Genomic DNA, 15,112 nt, shown 5'->3' on the forward strand with positions numbered 1-15,112 from the left:
GGCGACTACCCGATTCTGTAGGTGTCGTCGGTGTCGAGTTCGTCGTCGAGTTCCTCCAGGTGGACCACCTCCTCCACGTCGTCGCTCTCTTCGAGTTCCTGCTGGAGGTTGCTAACGTACTGCTTGTACTCCTGGAGTTGTTCGCGGAGGTGTTCGGCTTCCAGTTCGAGTCGCTCGTGTTCGCGGACGAAGCTCTTCGGGACCTCCACCTTGGGCGGGAACTCGGTGTCGTCTACCTCCTCGCCGAGTTCGCTCTCGGGGACGACTTTCACCCGGCCGTCGTGGGCCACCAGCAGGTCCACGTAGTCGCGGAACACCGCGGACAGCGAGAGGTCGCGCTCCTCGGCTATCTCCCGGAGCGTCTCGAAGGAGTCCTCGTTGACCCGGAACGAGATAGTTTTGTTCTTGTTACCCATCTTGGTGATAAGTCCCACGCGATGCTACTTAAGGATTGGTCAGACGACCGGGGCGACGTAGCCGAAGTGAAACGACGCGGACGAAACGCGACTAACCGGAACGGCCCTCTACGAGTTCCACGTACTTGACTTTCGTCCCGATTCCGTTCGGCTGGGAATGCAGTAGCCCTTATTGAACGTCCAGACCGTATCGGCTAGCGTGATGATTCGAGAGAGACGCGTACGTTCTCCCGACCGACCGGAAGAACTGCGGAGACGGGAGGTGAGACGGTGGTAGACCCGGCAACTGCGAGTCGCCTCCAGTTCGCGGTGACGACCATCGTCCACATCATCTTCCCGGTGATGAGCATGGGTCTCGCGCCCTTCCTCGTCTACTTCACCTGGAAAGAGATTCGGACGGGTTCGGGGCTCTACGAGCAACTCAGGCGGTTCTGGACCAAAATATTCGCAGTTAGCTTCGCGGTCGGTACCGTCACCGGACTCGTGCTCGAGTTCGAGTTCGGCACCAACTTCGCGGCGTTCTCGGCCGCGGCCGGGGAACTGTTCGGCGGCCCCCTCGCGGTCGAGGGGATGATGGCGTTCTTCCTCGAAGCCACCTTCCTCGGGGTGTTCGTCTTCGGCCGCGAGCGCGTCTCCGACCGGCTCTACTTCCTGTCGGCGCTCATGGTCGGCCTCGGAACGTGGCTCTCGGCAGTGTGGATTCTGGTCGCCAACTCGTGGATGCAGACGCCGCGCGGGTTCGAAGTCGCCCGCGAGAGCGGTCAGTTGACCGTCCTGTTGACCGACCCCATCGCGGCCTACGCCAACCCGCGCTTCCCGTGGATGTTCGTCCACATGCAGAACGCCGCAGTCCTGTCGGTCGCGCTGTTCATGGCCGGCGTGGCGGCCTACCACGTCTACCGGCGGGAACACCTCGGCGTGGTGGACCAGGGGAATCTCGACGCCGAATTCTGGCGAGCGACCCTCAAAATCGCGCTGGTCGTCCTCATCATCACCGCGCCGTTGCAGGTCATCCACGGCGACGCCTACGGTCGTCACGTCGCCGAGACCCAACCCCAGAAGTTCGCGGCGATGGAGGCGGTCTGGGAGACAGACAGCTACGTCCCCGAGTACATCGTCGCGTTCCCGACCAGCGTGGACGACTTGCTCAACCCGCGCGCCAAGGACATCTTCGGCATCGGGATTCCCGGCGGAGCCTCGTGGCTCGCCTCGGGCGGCGACGCGCAGGCCGAGATCACCGGCCTGAACGAGTTCGAGGGGTCGCCGCCGGTCGCCATCGTGTTCTGGTCGTTCCGGGCGATGGTCGCTTTGGGCTTTTGGTTCATGCTGCTCGCGTTCTGGGCGGGTTATCGCTGGTGGACCGGCGAACTGTTCGAGGACCGCCTGCTCCAGAAGGCGCTGATGGCGTCGTCGGTACTCGGAATCCTCGGCGTGGAACTCGGCTGGATAGTCACCGAGGTCGGACGCCAACCGTGGTTGATTCAGGGCGTGATGAAGACCAGTTCGGGCGTCTCCCCCGGACTCACGGCCACCGAGGCGACTCTGACACTGGCGGGGTTCGTCGGCGGCTACTTCGTCCTGCTCTCGCTGTACACCTACGTCGTCGGGCGACTGGTTCGGCGGGGGCCGAAAGAGCGCGACGACACCTCCGACCGCGACCAAGCGCCGAGTCCGGCTCCGACGGGGGCGGGTGACGATGACTGAGACGCTTCCGCTCGAAGTCGTCTGGTTCGGGGTCGCACTCTCGGACCTCTGGTTCGTCGTCGTGTTCGGATTCCTCGCCGTCTTCCTGTTTCTCGACGGGTGGGACTTCGGCGTGGGAGCCATCTTCGGCCTCCGGAGTCGAGTCGCCGAAAGCGCCACCGAAAGCGAGCGCCACCGCCGCGAACACGAGCGCGAGCAGTGCCTCGCGGCTATCGGCCCCTTCTGGGACGGCAACGAGGTCTGGCTGGTCGTCTTCGGCGGCGGCCTGTTCGCGGCCTTCCCGGCGGTGTACGCCGCGCTGTTCAGTCGCCACTACCTCCTGCTGTTCGGCGTCCTCGGGATGCTCATCCTCCGCGGGATGGCTCCGGAGTTCTACGAACAGCGCGAGGACGACGACTGGCAGACGTGGTGGGGGCGAGCGTTCGTCGTCGGGAGCGTCGGCGCGCCGTTCCTGCTCGGCGTGTTCGCCGGGAACTGGCTCCTCGGCGTCGAGGGTCTCGCGCTCGCCTCGCTGGTCGTCGGTCTCGCAGTCGTCGCGCTCAACGTCGCCTCCGGCGCGGCGTTCCTCCGACTGAAGACCACCGGTCCGCTCGCCGAGGAGATGCCCGACTACGGCGTTCGCGCGATAGCGGCCTACCTCGCGCTGGTCGTGGTCGCGCTCGTCTTGCTGGCGCTCCGACCGACCCTGCGGGACGCGCTCCTGTCGCCGCTTCCGGTCGCGCTCGTGGTCGGCACGGTCCTGCTCGGCGTCGGGTTCGTTCTCGCGGCGCGCCGCGACCACCCCTACGTCGCGCTCGGGGCTTCGGGCGGCATGACCGGCGCGTTCGTCGCGCTCGTCGCGGTCCTGATGTACCCCGTCGTCGAACCGGGGAGCGGCCTGACCGTCGAGGAGGCCATCATCGGGTCGCCCGCCGTCGAGTTGCTGACCGCTGGGGCCGCCATCCTGATTCCGCTGGTGTTGACCTACTTCGGCGTCCTCTACTCGGCGTTCAGCGGTCCCATCGACGTCGAAGAGTCGTACTGACTGGCCGGAACGTTCAGGGCCGTTCCGACCGTCGCTCCGTGAGTGACTGGCCTCGGACTGCAGGTGGGGTTTCCCGACGTACCGGAGACCGGGTATCTCGGCGTGGCGTGGAGCGTCCTGGAGTTCCTCGTCACGTTCGCGGCGACGTACGCGGTCGGGAAATGGGTCGTCGAACCCGGACTCGGCCGCGTGCTCGACGGCCGGCACGTCCCGCAGACCGCCGCGAACGCGTTTCTGAAGGTGATTCACGTCGTGGTCGTCGTCGTCGCGCTCCGCCTCGCGCTCGACGTGGCCGACTACGGCTACCTGCTGTCGATTCCGCCGACGATCGTCGCCGCGCTGACGGTCGCAATCGGGTTCGCCAGTCGGGACATCGCGGCCAACCTCGTCGGCGGCGTCTTCATCGTGACCGACCCGGAGTTCAACATCGGCGACTGGATTCGCTGGCAGGACAAGGAGGGCGTCATCGAGGACATCAGTTTCCGGGTGACGCGCGTCCGGACCTTCGACAACGAACTGCTGACCGTGCCGAACTCCCAACTCGCGACCAGCGCCGTGGTCAACGCCGTCGCCAAGTCGCCGCGGCGAATCTCACACACCATTCACGTCGGCGACGACGCCGACCTCGGCGAAGTGGCGTCTATCCTCGTCGAGTCGGCGAAGGCCCACGACGACGTGCTCGACCGCCCGACGCCGACCGTCCGCGTGGTCGAACTCGACAACGGCCGCGCGGGGATACAGGCCCGTTACTGGATAGACCAACCCTCTCGGGAGGCGTTCGTGACCATCCGGTCGAAGTACCTCCAGCGGGTCAACCGGCGGTTGAACGAGGCGGGCATCGAACTCCCGCAGAACTGGTAGCCAACGAGCGTGGCGACGCCGCGCTCCGAGACGGGAAACATATACGGTGAGAAAGACCGTGTTTTCATTTCTTTCGGAACGGTTTAGATTGCTTCCGCGAACGACTGCAGGAGTTTGTTCTCGGCGCGCCGGAGGTGTTCCTCGAACGTCCGGCGCTCGACGCCCACCGCCGCCGCGAGTTCGGCGGTCGTCGCGTCGCGGGGAATCCGGTAGTACCCCATCTCCGTCGCGGTCAGCAGGGCCTCGCGCTGGCGCGGCGAGAGGTCCGGCAGGGCCGAATCGAGCGTGAGCAGGGGTCGGTCGGCCCGGACCGACGCGACTTCGCGCTTCGACTCCACGACCACCGGGAACTCGGCCGCCACGTCGCGGTAGAACGCGGTCAGGTTCTCCGAGTCCAGCGCCAGCACTCGACACCACTTCCGGCCTTCGGCGTACCGGAGCGGCGGGACGAGCAGGCAGTCGTGGGCGGCGAGAGTCGCCTCGATGGGGTCGTCGTCGCGCTCCTTCAGGCAGTCCTCGGTGATGAGCAGGCGCTCGTCGCCCTCCGCGATGCGCTCGCGGACGCCGACCGCCTCCTCGACGTGGGCGACGACCGCCTCGGCGCCCTCACCGCCGACGTGCAGGAGGTCGCAGTGGTCGTTGCACCAGAGTTCGACCGTCGTGTCGGTGCCCGCGGTGGCGTCGGCGTACGCGCCGGGGTGTTCGATTCCGAGGACGGCTTCGTACATCTGACTCGGGGTTGGCGGGGTGGGGATATTTAGACTGCGTTCGAGTCGGCGCGTGGTTCGACTGCGAGGCCGCCACTGGAGACACCGAGGAGACAGCACGGCTAGCTACTCCGTGAGCCACGGAGTCGCCGCAACCGCACCGCACGACACTGCAACCGCGCCCCGTACCTCCCCGACCGTTCGCGCCTGTCGGCGCTCCGGTCGCGTCCCGTTGACTGTGACACGGCACGAAACCTGGTGGACCGTGACGACTCGCGAAGCATCGAGAGAGGCGTCAGCTACCAAGTGACCGCGAGCGCGTATTTAAAACACCCTCCGTTAGGTGGTATTCAGGTATTTGGCTCTCGCGCCCGAACGTTGGAGTATGAGCGAAGGCCAACCGGAACAGACCGAAGAACGCGGCGACACCGAGCAGGCAACCGACGACGCCGAGTGGAGCGTCGGCGAACCCAGCGACCAGTGGAAGGAGTACCGCGGCGCGCCGACCGGTACCGACATCGAGTGCGAGGGGTGGCGACAGGAAGCCGCGCTCAGGATGCTGAACAACAACCTCGACCCGGAGGTCGCCGAGAAACCCGAGGAACTGGTGGTCTACGGCGGCACCGGCCGGGCCGCGCGGTCGTGGGACGCCTACGACGCCATCGTGGCCGAGTTGCGCGAGTTGGGCGACGAGGAGACCCTGCTCGTCCAGTCGGGCAAACCGGTCGGCCGGTTCGAGACCCACGAGAAGGCACCCCGCGTCCTCATCGCCAACTCCAACCTCGTCGGCAAGTGGGACGACTGGGAGCACTTCCACGAGTTGGAGGCGAAAGGCCTCATCATGTACGGCCAGATGACCGCCGGGTCGTGGGCCTACATCGGCACCCAGGGCATCATCCAGGGTACCTACGAGACCCTCGCCGAGTTGGCCGAGCAGCACTACCCCGACAACCAGGGCCTCGAAGGCAAGATCGTCGTCACGGGCGGACTCGGCGGGATGGGCGGTGCCCAACCGCTGGCGGTCACGATGAACCACGGCGTCTGCATCGCCGCGGAGGTAGACGAAGACCGCATCGACCGCCGCATCGAGACCGGGTACTGCCAGGAGAAGACCGACGACCTGGACGAAGCCATCGAGAAGGCCCGAGAGGCCGCCGAGGCTGGCGAACCCTACTCCGTGGGCGTCCACCTGAACGCCGCCGACGTGCTCGAAGGAATGCTCGAACGCGATTTCGTGCCCGACGTCATCACCGACCAGACCAGCGCCCACGACGAACTGGAGGGGTACTACCCCTCGGGCTACACCGTCGAAGAAGCCGACGAACTCCGCGACGAGGACCCCGAGACGTACGTCGCGGAGAGTCTGGACACGATGGAGCGCCACGTCGAAGGTATCCTCGACATGCAGGACGAGGGCGCGATAGCCTTCGAGTACGGCAACAACATCCGCGGGCAGGTGAAAGAACATCGAAACAAAGAGGACGCCTTCGACTACCCCGGGTTCGTTCCGGCGTACATTCGGCCGCTGTTCTGCCGCGGAAAGGGACCCTTCCGGTGGGCCGCGCTCTCGGGCGACCCCGAGGACATCCACCGAACCGACGAAGCCGTCAAGGAGTTGTTCCCCCAGAAGGACCACCTCCACCGCTGGATAGACCTCGCCCAGGAGCAGGTCGAGTTCCAGGGCCTGCCCTCCCGAGTCTGCTGGCTGGGTTATCAAGCGGGCGACGACGAAGATGGCCTCACCGAGCGCGCGCGGTTCGCCCTCCGAATCAACGACCTCGTTGCCGACGGCGAGATCTCGGCCCCGGTGGTCGTCACGCGCGACCACCTCGACGCCGGGAGCGTGGCCAGTCCCAACCGGGAAACCGAGGCGATGCGGGACGGCTCCGACGCGATTGCGGACTGGCCGATTCTGAACGCCCTCCTGAACTGCGCGGCCGGGGCCGACATCGTCTCGGTCCACGACGGCGGCGGGGTCGGCATCGGCAACGCGCTCCACGCCAACAACCACGTCGTGCTGGACGGGTCGGACCTCGCCGCGGAGAAGGCCCGGAGAGTCTTCACCACCGACCCCGGAATGGGCGTGATTCGCCACGCCGACGCCGGATACGACGAGGCAGTTGCGGAGGCCGACGAATCGAACGTCGCGGTACCGATGCGGGACCGGAAATGACCGACTGCAGACCAACTTTCGACTGGATGGGACCCTCAAACGACCTCCACGACGAACAGTTCGGCCACGTGGTCGAACTCGCAAGTATCGACGACGCCGACCGCTTCGACGCCGTGCTGGTCGGGGAACCGTTCGACCGGGCGGTCATCGGTCGAAAGGGTGCGAGCGAGGGGCCGGCGGCCCTCCGCCAGCACCTCGCGGGCACCAAGACCCACCACTTCGACGCCGGACCGGTCGGGTCGGTCGCGGACCTCGGCGACGTGACCCTGGGCGACGGCGGTAGCGAGGCGCAACGCGCCTCGAATAATCGAGTAGCGAGGGACGCGGAGCGTCCCTCGGACCACGCGAGCGGCGATAGCCGCGAGCAGACGGCGGAGCCGCGAGACGACCCGGACGAGCAGTCCGTCGCCGACCTCCAAGAGCGCGTCCGGACCATCGCCGCGCGGGTCCACGACACCGACGCCTTCCCGGTGTTCCTCGGCGGCGACAACTCGATGACCTACCCGAACGCCGCCCCGCTCTTGGACGAGGGCACCCTCGGCGTCGTGAACTTCGACGCCCACCTCGACGTGCGGGAGGTCCGCGAGGGCCGGGGACCGACCAGCGGGACGCCCTACCGGCAACTCTACGAGGACGGACTCGACGCCTACGCCTGCGTCGGCGCGCGCCACTTCGAGACCTCCACCGAGTACGCCGAGTACGTCCGCGAGCAGGGCGACGAAGTGATCACGGCCGAGGAGGTCGGCGACGACGAAGTGACCGCAGTCGACCACGCACTCGACGCGATGGGCGACGTGGACCACATCTACGTCAGCGTGGACTTGGACGTGTTGGACGCCGCGTCCGCGCCGGGCGTGAGCGCGCCCACGCCCGGCGGCATCTCGACCCGAGAGTTGTTCCGAGCGTTGCGACTCCTCGGTGCGGAGGACCGCCTCGCCGGATTCGAGGTCGTGGAGTGTGCGCCGTCGCTGGAGACCGGAACAGCGAATCTGACCGCGACCGCCGGGGCGCGAGCCATCGCCCACCTGCTAAGTGCCCGGCCCTCGGAGGTTCGTTCATGACGCTGACAGCAGTCGTCCACGACGCCGCCGAAATCGTCACGCTCGAAGAGGGTGACGACGCCGAAACCGGGGAGGCAGACGGCGAGGACGCCAAGGCGAACACCGAGGACGAACTCGGTATCTACACCGACGCCGCAATCGCAATCGAAGACGACGAGGTCGCTCGGGTCGGTCCGACCGGACCCGTGACCCGCGAGTTCCCGCCCGAGAACGCGACGCACGCGGTCGATGCGAGCGGGAAGTCCGTGGTTCCGGGGTTCGTGGACCCCCACACTCACGCCCTGTTCGCGGGCGACCGCTCCGACGAGTTCGAGGCCAAACTCCAGGGCAAGACGTATCAGGAGATTCACGAGGAGGGCGGTGGCATCCTCCGGACCGTCCGGGCGACCCGCGAGGCGGGCGACGACCGACTGCTCGACGACCTCCTCGACCACCTCGATACGATGCTGGCCCACGGGACGACGACCGTGGAGGTCAAGTCGGGGTACGGTCTCGACACCGAGACCGAGCTCCGGATGCTGGAAGTCGTAGACCGGGCCGACGACCGCCACCCGGTGGACGTGGTGCCGACGTTCATGGGTGCCCACGCAGTCCCCGAGGGCCGAGACACCGACGAGTACGTCGCGGAGGTCGTGGACGAACAGATTCCGGAAGTCGAATCGCAGGACATCGCGGAGTTCTGCGACGTGTTCTGCGAGGAGGGCGTCTTCGACGTCGAGCAGTCCCGGCGCGTACTGGAGGCCGGAAGAGAGGCCGGCATGACGCCGAAAGTCCACGCCGAGGAGTTGGCCCACATCGGCGGTACGCAGTTGGCCGCGGAGGTCGGGGCCGCGAGCGCCGACCACCTCCTCCACTCGACCGAGGAGGACATCGCCGCCCTCGTGGAGTCCGACGTGGTGCCGGTCCTGCTCCCCGGCACGGCCTTCGGTCTCGGCGCGGAGTACGCCGACGCTCGCGCCTTCCTCGACGCCGGGGCGGACGTGGCGATCGCGACCGACTTCAACCCCAACTGCTACAGCCAGAGCATGGGGTTCGCGGCCTCGCTCGCTTGCGTCGAGATGGGAATGACTCCGGCCGAGGCCCTCGTGGCTTCGACCACGAACGCCGCCGCGGCCCTCGACTTGTCGGAGAACGTCGGGACGCTCCAGCAGGGGTCGCCCGGCGACGTGGCCGTTCTCGACGCGCCGACCTACGTCCACGTCCCGTACAACTTCGGCGTGAACGCGGTCGAGACCGTGCTGAAGGGCGGGCAGGTGGTCCACCGTGACTGAATCGGCCTCCGACCCGGAGTCCGGAGTGGTCGAGGCCGACGGCGAGTCCCTCGCGCCCGCGGACGTAGCCGCGGTCGCGCGCGAGGACGCCCCGGTCGTGATACCCGACGAGGCCCGAGAGAAGGTCAGGACCGCCCGCGAGCGCGTCGAAGAGGTGGTCGAGAGCGGCGAAGCTGTGTACGGAGTCAACACCGGCTTCGGCGAACTCGTGGACGAGCGCATCCCCCTCGAAGACATCGAGCAACTCCAACTCAATCTGGTCCGGAGCCACGCCGCCGGAGCAGGCCGAGAGTTGGACCGCGAGGAAGTCCGGGCACTCCTGCTCGGGCGACTCAACGCGCTCGTCAAGGGCTACTCCGGCGTCCGAGAGGTCGTGGTCGACCACCTCGCGGCGATGCTCAACGAGGGCGTCCACCCCGTGGTGAAATCGCGGGGAAGCCTCGGGGCGAGCGGCGATCTCGCCCCGCTCGCGCACCTCGCGCTCGTACTGGTCGGGGAAGGCGAGGCCGAAGTGGATATCGAGACGAGCGACGGCGAACGGAAGACCGAGCGACTGCCGGGCGACGAAGCCCTCGCCACCGCCGGTCTCGAACCGCTGACCCTCCGGGCGAAGGAGGGCATCGCGCTCATCAACGGGACCCAGTTGACGGTCGGTCTCGCGGCGCTCGCGGTCGTGGACGCCGAGCGCGCGGTCCGGGCGGCCGACGTTGCCGGGTCGCTCACGACCGAGGTGACGATGGGGACCACGGCCGCGGCCGACGACTCCATCGCCGGGGTCCGACCGCATCGGGGCCACGCCGAGAGCGCGCGCAACGTCAAGCGACTCACGGCCGACTCCGAAATCGTGGAGTCCCATCGCAACTGCGACCGGGTGCAGGACGCCTACTCGATTCGATGCCTGCCGCAGGTCCACGGCGCGGTTCGAGACGCGATACGCCACCTCCGAGAGGCCGTGGAGGTCGAGTTGAACAGCGCGACCGACAACCCGCTCATCTTCGACGCCGACGAGACCGACGGCCGGGCCTCCGGCACCGAGAACGCCGCGGTCCTCTCTGGCGGCAACTTCCACGGCGACCCGCTCGCGCTCCCGCTGGACTACCTGACGAACGCGGTCACCGAACTGGCGGCCATCTGCGAGCGCCGGGTGGATCGGATGCTGAACCCGAACGTTCAGGAACCTCACTTGCCGCCGTTCCTGACCGATGGAAGCGGTCTGCGTTCCGGGTACATGATAGCCCAGTACACCGCGGCCGCGCTCGTCAACGAGAATCGCGCGACGGGGCGACCGTCGATGGACAACACGCCGGTCAGCGGGAATCAGGAGGACCACGTGAGCATGAGCGCCCAGAGTGCCTTCGACGCCCGGTCGGCCGTCGAGAACGCGATTACCGTGGTCGGCATCGAACTGCTCTGTGGCGCGCAGGCCGCCGAGTTCGTCCAAGACGACCTCGCGCACGGCGTCGGTACCGCGGCGGCCTACGAGGCGGTCCGAGAGGTCGTCCCGCCGCTGGTCGAAGACCGGCCACTTCACGAGGACATCGAGAGCGCCGACGCGCTGGTCTGGTCGGGACTGCTGGAGGAACGAGTCGAGGACGCGCTAGAAGAACCGCTCGCGTGAGTTGCTCCGGTGGTGCGGTCGGACGGGACGCTCCCGTCAACCCATCAGGTACCGGAGCCATTTATTTTGCTTCACGAACTCGACGTCTTCGAGGTACTCGTCGAGGCCGAGGATGCGGCCCGCGCCGAACGCGCCGAGGCCGAACAGGAGCATCGCGTAGACGACGTGGTCGTCGATGACGATGGCGTGTTCGAGGGGGAGACTGGCCGCCCAGTAGAACAGCATCATCAGCGCGCCCCAGAATGCGCTCCACCGGACGAACGCTCCCGCGAGCAACGCGAGACCGACGAGGGTCAGACCCCACTGGTTCAGCGGGTCGACGAGCCAGAGCCATTCGTTGGCCATCGTGGCCCAGACGCCGCCGAAGGGGTTGCTCTCCGGAATCGCGTGGAGCAGGAATCCCTCGGCCGACCACGAGGGGTCGAGTACCTTCGTGATGCCGGCGTAGAACAGCGTCCATCCCATCACGACCCGCAGGGCCAACAGCGCGTACCCGACCCACGTCTCGGAGTATTCGAAGTTGGTTCGGCGTCCGAACAGTTCGGTTTCGAGTTCGCGAGTGGACATCGGTCTTCACCTCACGTGTGATACTCGCACGGCCATCCCCTTGAACCGGGAGAGCGAATCTCAGAACCTGAAAATCGGGCGGAACCGAACCGAAAAGCGTTGCGGTCGTTTTTGGCGCGTGGGAGTCGGAGTGGCGACTTATGGAGCGGAGAGACGTATCGAGAGACATGTACCGGATACTCGCCGCAATCGGCACCGACGAGGACCGCGCGCTCGAACAGGCCGAAGCCATCGCCGACCTGCCCCGAAACGGAGACGTCCCGGTGACGCTGTTCCACGACTTCGACGACAGCAATCCGGAGGGCGCGTCGGTCCATCAGATCGCGGCAGTGCGTCGGGCCGCCGAACTCCTCGAAGACGAAGGTATCGAAGTCGAGTACGCCGAGTCGAGCGGTGCCGCCGCCCGGACCATCCTCGACGCGGCCGACAGGATGGACGCCGACCTGCTCTGTCTCGCGCCGCGCGGGCGGACGCCCGCGGGCAAGGCGCTGTTCGGGAGCGTCACTCAGCAGGTCATCTTGGAGGGGTCCCGGCCGACGCTCGTGGTCGGGGCCGGACGAACGAACGAGTAATCGACGGCGGCCGAGCGACCGGCCCGGGTCGAACCTGCGGTCGTTAGAAACATTACTAGTTGCTTCGAACGTGTTTTCGATTGTTAAACGAAGAGTACGAGTCGTCACTGTTCGCACGGCGTCTCGTCGCGGCGTACGTGACGGCGCGTTTACGCAGTTCTAGTCGACTTTCCCGTCGGGTTTCTCCGCTCGTCGAGACGGTCCGGGTCCGGTGCGTCGGTCTCGTCGGCGTCGTCTCCGTCGGCGTGAGAGGTCTCGCTCCCGCTGTTGTCGGTGGGCGCGCGGAAGACGCCGTGGTCCTCGCACTCGTACACGTCTCGAAGAACGTTCGTACACGACCGACCGCAGTCCGGACAGGGATGGGTGGGTTCCTCGACGTCGGTGGGGACCTCCATCTCGTGGTACACCTCGCGCCACCCGCCGCTCGGCGACTCGCGCTCGTCAACCATTCTCCCACGCTCCGTCGTTCGCTCGCTCGTCGTTCACCCGCTCGTCGCATCGGAAACATCCTTCGCGGAGTCGCGGGTCGGTGGTTTCGAGGCCGCATCGCTCGCACCGCCAGTAGCGGTGGTCGAGTTCGCCGTCGCTGTTCCTGCCGTCGTGCGGTCCGGTGACGGTCCCGGTACTTTCTTGTAATCGTGGCGTATTCGTAGCCATTGGGCTGCTCGAATTTGGGGCACGCCCAGCGTCCGGGTGCTGGTACCACCCGGCGCGTTTCGAAGCGCGGTCGCTGGGCTGTTCGTTCTACGATTCTCCTGCGTATTCGGTAGTCCCCTGTCTCCCCATCACCCCCGAAAGTCGGTCGCGTGTCGATTCGCCTGCGCCTCGTCGTCCCGCCGTCACCGCCGACTACGCCCGCGGTTCGGGCTCGACTTCGGCGTCGTCTTCGGCATCGTCGCCGTCTGCCGCGCCGGTTTCGCCGTCCCCGTCTTCGAGGCTTTCGAGCGCCGAGATGACGAGCGTGTGGTACCGGTCGAGCGGCAGGTCGTACTGCTCCTCGGCCATCCGCGCGTACTCGTTGGTGTCGTCGTCGAACGTCTCGATTCGGTCGAGCGTCTGCTTGGCCGTCTCGACCACCCATCGGTCGCGGGTGTCGGCGTCGACCCGCGTGATGGACTCCGGCCGCACGGAGACGTTAGTGTTGCCGTCGTCGGTCTCGTAGGTCCGGGGCTTGCCGGTGATGGCGACGTAGGCGGGCGGTTCGAGTTCCCGAAGCATGCTCGCGGCCTCGGGTTGGTACTGGCCCGCGTAGACGAAGAACGGGTCGCCGTTCGGGTCCACGACCCGGCCCTGCCAGTACTCGCTGTCCTCGCCCACGTCCTCGGTCTCGGTCAGCGTGCCGACGACGAAGATGCGATTCGCTCGCTCTCCCGTCGGCAGCAGGACGTACACCGGGGCGCGCTCCTCGTCCGATTCCTTGAACGTGTGGGTCGCGTCGTTGAACTCGCCGGCGAACACGCGGCGGGCGACCTCTCGGGTAGGTGTCTCGCTCATGTCACATCGACCTCGCTTTGATGAGCACGTCCTCGGTGTCTGTCGGCCCGGCGAGTTCCTCCAGTTCGTCGACGAGGAGGTACCGGCCCATCGTCGGTCCGGCGACGCGGTAGTACAGTCCGAGGGTCTTCTCGCGCATCTCTTCGGCGACGACGGTCGTGTCGAGCGCGTCCATCGCCATGTCCTGTGCCTCCTGCAAGCCGATACCGGTCAGGTCCTCGGTGGCCTCCTTGTCGAAGATGATCTTGTGAACCTCCGAGCCGTCGTCCAAGACGCCCTTGATGCGGAGGTCGAACTCGCCTTCGACTTCGCCGTGTTCGGAACACCGTCCGTTCTGGAGGACGCGCGTACAGTCGTCCTCGGGACAGCGTTTGATGAGACCGGATCCACTCTGGATGTCCACCAGCGCACCTTCGACTTCGGCGGTGTCGTCGCCGACTTCGATGTCCTCGTCGACCTCCTCGATGGTGGTCGTGCGGTTGAGTTTCACCGAGTAGTCGCCCTGGTACTCGTCGGAGACGAGGTTTCCGAATCGGTAGACCGCCCCTTCCTCCAACTCTTGGAGGTCGGAGTCGGCCCACTTGGTGAACTTGATGGTGCCCGTCTCGTCGCCGAGCAGGCCGACCTGTCCGACGGCGTCGCTCCGGGGGTCCCAGAGGTCCACGACCTTGGCGGTGAGGCCGAGCCACTGCTCGTCCTCGTTCACGTCTTCGACGTTGACTTTCTCGGAGCCACCGCCGCCGCCACTGCGGACGTCGTCGCGTTCGAGTCCCGCTTCGTCGAGGTAGTGGCTGACGACGCTCCGACGGGCCTCTTCGAGGGGCACCCGGTACTCGTTGACGAGGTTGTCGAGGCGCTCCTCTATCTCGTCCGCGGTCAGGTCTAAGTGTTCGGAGAACTGTTCTCGTATCTCTTCGGCGTGCTGGCGCACATCGCTCATGGTGTATCAGTCTCCGCGTCGTTTTCTCCGGGAGACATGCGACTGGTTAGTGCCCTATAGTATAAAAACCTCGGTGTCCCCGGAGTGAAAGTGAAACTGAAGCCGTCGGGTACGCTCAGAGCCGTTTTCGCCTTACCTGGGTTCGAGCGCCAAGGCCGCCCCGAGTCCGGCGAGACCCGACTCCGAGACCCACCGCAGACCGTCGGCGAGGTGCGGGCGAGCGCGGACGCACGCAGGAGCGCGACGAGGCCGAGCGTGGCCGCGGTCGTGTGAACGAGGAGTCGGTACGGACTCCGATTGCGGAGGCGACACCGCCGCGCTTGCCCGTCGAGACGCCTTGCGTTAGGACGAAGACGGTGACGGGACTGGGCGAGAGAGCGAGCGCCATCGCGGATTCGAGACCGACCGCCCCTACTATTGTCGTCGCACGTGGAACTCTAAACGATGTTTTTGGACCCATCGTCGCCGGACGACGAAGAAGCCGACCGGGACCTCCGGAAGGGTCTCCGAGGCGCCGCGCCCGAGACGCTCCGGGCGTTCGTCCTCCTCGCGGTATCGGTTCAGGCGGGACTCTTCGCCGGTGCGCTCGGCGTCATGCTCTTGGCGTTCCGCGGACAGCAGACGCTCGGCGGCGCGCTGATAGTCGGCGGACTGGTCGTTCTCGGGGTCTCGGTCGTCGCCTATCGGAAGTACAAAACGTAGCG

The 15,112-nt window shown here is 66.7% G+C and carries 17 protein-coding genes; 10 read left to right on the forward strand and 7 right to left on the reverse strand.

Annotated elements, in window-relative coordinates:
- Positions 1 to 5: 5 nt before the first annotated feature.
- Entirely contained in the window at positions 6 to 416 is a 411-nt protein-coding gene (locus E2484_RS18040) for a ribbon-helix-helix protein, CopG family (protein WP_137286572.1), read from the reverse strand.
- Positions 417 to 686: 270 nt separating this feature from the next.
- On the opposite strand from E2484_RS18040, the gene E2484_RS18045 reads away from it, so the two are divergent.
- The 3 genes from E2484_RS18045 to E2484_RS18055 are packed head-to-tail and all read left to right on the forward strand — an operon-like array spanning position 687 to position 4,005.
- A complete protein-coding gene (locus E2484_RS18045) occupies positions 687 to 2,120 on the forward strand; it encodes a cytochrome ubiquinol oxidase subunit I (protein WP_137286573.1) in 1,434 nt (477 codons plus the stop codon).
- Complete coding sequence (locus tag E2484_RS18050) at positions 2,113 to 3,144, forward strand: cytochrome d ubiquinol oxidase subunit II (protein WP_137286574.1); 1,032 nt, start codon at positions 2,113 to 2,115, stop codon at positions 3,142 to 3,144. Before E2484_RS18045 ends, E2484_RS18050 begins: the two co-directional genes overlap by 8 nt.
- A 42-nt stretch (positions 3,145 to 3,186) precedes the next feature.
- Complete coding sequence (locus tag E2484_RS18055; protein WP_137286575.1) at positions 3,187 to 4,005, forward strand: mechanosensitive ion channel family protein; 819 nt, start codon at positions 3,187 to 3,189, stop codon at positions 4,003 to 4,005.
- An 83-nt stretch (positions 4,006 to 4,088) separates the two neighbouring features.
- Here the strand turns inward: E2484_RS18055 and E2484_RS18060 are convergent, their stop codons facing one another.
- Positions 4,089 to 4,733: a helix-turn-helix domain-containing protein gene (locus E2484_RS18060; protein WP_137286576.1), complete on the reverse strand. Its 645-nt coding sequence runs from the start codon at positions 4,731 to 4,733 to the stop codon at positions 4,089 to 4,091.
- A gap of 364 nt (positions 4,734 to 5,097) precedes the next feature.
- Here E2484_RS18060 and hutU point away from each other — a divergent pair, with 364 nt between their 5' ends.
- The 4 genes from hutU to hutH are packed head-to-tail and all read left to right on the forward strand — an operon-like array spanning position 5,098 to position 10,835.
- Positions 5,098 to 6,885 carry a urocanate hydratase gene (hutU, locus tag E2484_RS18065; protein ID WP_137286577.1) on the forward strand — a complete coding sequence of 596 codons (1,788 nt, stop codon included), beginning with the start codon at positions 5,098 to 5,100 and terminating at the stop codon, positions 6,883 to 6,885.
- Positions 6,882 to 7,946: an agmatinase family protein gene (locus tag E2484_RS18070; protein WP_137286578.1), complete on the forward strand. Its 1,065-nt coding sequence runs from the start codon at positions 6,882 to 6,884 to the stop codon at positions 7,944 to 7,946. The genes hutU and E2484_RS18070 overlap by 4 nt, the downstream gene beginning before the upstream one ends.
- Entirely contained in the window at positions 7,943 to 9,217 is a 1,275-nt protein-coding gene (gene hutI / locus E2484_RS18075; protein WP_137286579.1) for an imidazolonepropionase, read from the forward strand. The genes E2484_RS18070 and hutI overlap by 4 nt, the downstream gene beginning before the upstream one ends.
- A complete protein-coding gene (gene hutH / locus E2484_RS18080) occupies positions 9,210 to 10,835 on the forward strand; it encodes a histidine ammonia-lyase (RefSeq protein ID WP_137286580.1) in 1,626 nt (541 codons plus the stop codon). The genes hutI and hutH overlap by 8 nt, the downstream gene beginning before the upstream one ends.
- A 36-nt stretch (positions 10,836 to 10,871) precedes the next feature.
- On the opposite strand, the gene E2484_RS18085 is transcribed toward hutH, so the two are convergent.
- Entirely contained in the window at positions 10,872 to 11,402 is a 531-nt protein-coding gene (locus tag E2484_RS18085) for a DoxX family protein (protein WP_137286581.1), read from the reverse strand.
- Between the two features lie 167 nt (positions 11,403 to 11,569).
- Between E2484_RS18085 and E2484_RS18090 the strand changes: the two genes are divergently transcribed.
- Entirely contained in the window at positions 11,570 to 11,974 is a 405-nt protein-coding gene (locus E2484_RS18090; protein ID WP_137286582.1) for a universal stress protein, read from the forward strand.
- Between the two features lie 149 nt (positions 11,975 to 12,123).
- Here E2484_RS18090 and E2484_RS18095 read toward each other — a convergent pair whose 3' ends face one another.
- From E2484_RS18095 to E2484_RS18110, 4 genes are all read right to left on the reverse strand, one after another.
- Complete coding sequence (locus E2484_RS18095) at positions 12,124 to 12,423, reverse strand: hypothetical protein (protein ID WP_137286583.1); 300 nt, start codon at positions 12,421 to 12,423, stop codon at positions 12,124 to 12,126.
- Positions 12,416 to 12,631: a hypothetical protein gene (locus tag E2484_RS18100; protein WP_137286584.1), complete on the reverse strand. Its 216-nt coding sequence runs from the start codon at positions 12,629 to 12,631 to the stop codon at positions 12,416 to 12,418. The genes E2484_RS18095 and E2484_RS18100 overlap by 8 nt, the downstream gene beginning before the upstream one ends.
- 192 nt (positions 12,632 to 12,823) lie before the next feature.
- A complete protein-coding gene (locus tag E2484_RS18105; RefSeq protein WP_137286585.1) occupies positions 12,824 to 13,468 on the reverse strand; it encodes an RPA family protein in 645 nt (214 codons plus the stop codon).
- Between the two features lies 1 nt (position 13,469).
- Positions 13,470 to 14,408, reverse strand: a complete 939-nt coding sequence (locus E2484_RS18110; RefSeq protein WP_137286586.1) for a replication factor A — start codon at positions 14,406 to 14,408, stop codon at positions 13,470 to 13,472.
- A gap of 90 nt (positions 14,409 to 14,498) precedes the next feature.
- On the opposite strand from E2484_RS18110, the gene E2484_RS18115 reads away from it, so the two are divergent.
- Positions 14,499 to 14,681 carry a hypothetical protein gene (locus E2484_RS18115; protein WP_137286587.1) on the forward strand — a complete coding sequence of 61 codons (183 nt, stop codon included), beginning with the start codon at positions 14,499 to 14,501 and terminating at the stop codon, positions 14,679 to 14,681.
- 171 nt (positions 14,682 to 14,852) lie between these two features.
- Complete coding sequence (locus E2484_RS18120; RefSeq protein WP_137286588.1) at positions 14,853 to 15,110, forward strand: DUF7322 domain-containing protein; 258 nt, start codon at positions 14,853 to 14,855, stop codon at positions 15,108 to 15,110.
- Positions 15,111 to 15,112: the final 2 nt, after the last annotated feature.

Origin of the sequence: Halorussus salinisoli, from assembly GCA_005239435.1 — an archaeon.
In the GTDB taxonomy this organism is placed as follows: domain Archaea; phylum Halobacteriota; class Halobacteria; order Halobacteriales; family Haladaptataceae; genus Halorussus; species Halorussus salinisoli.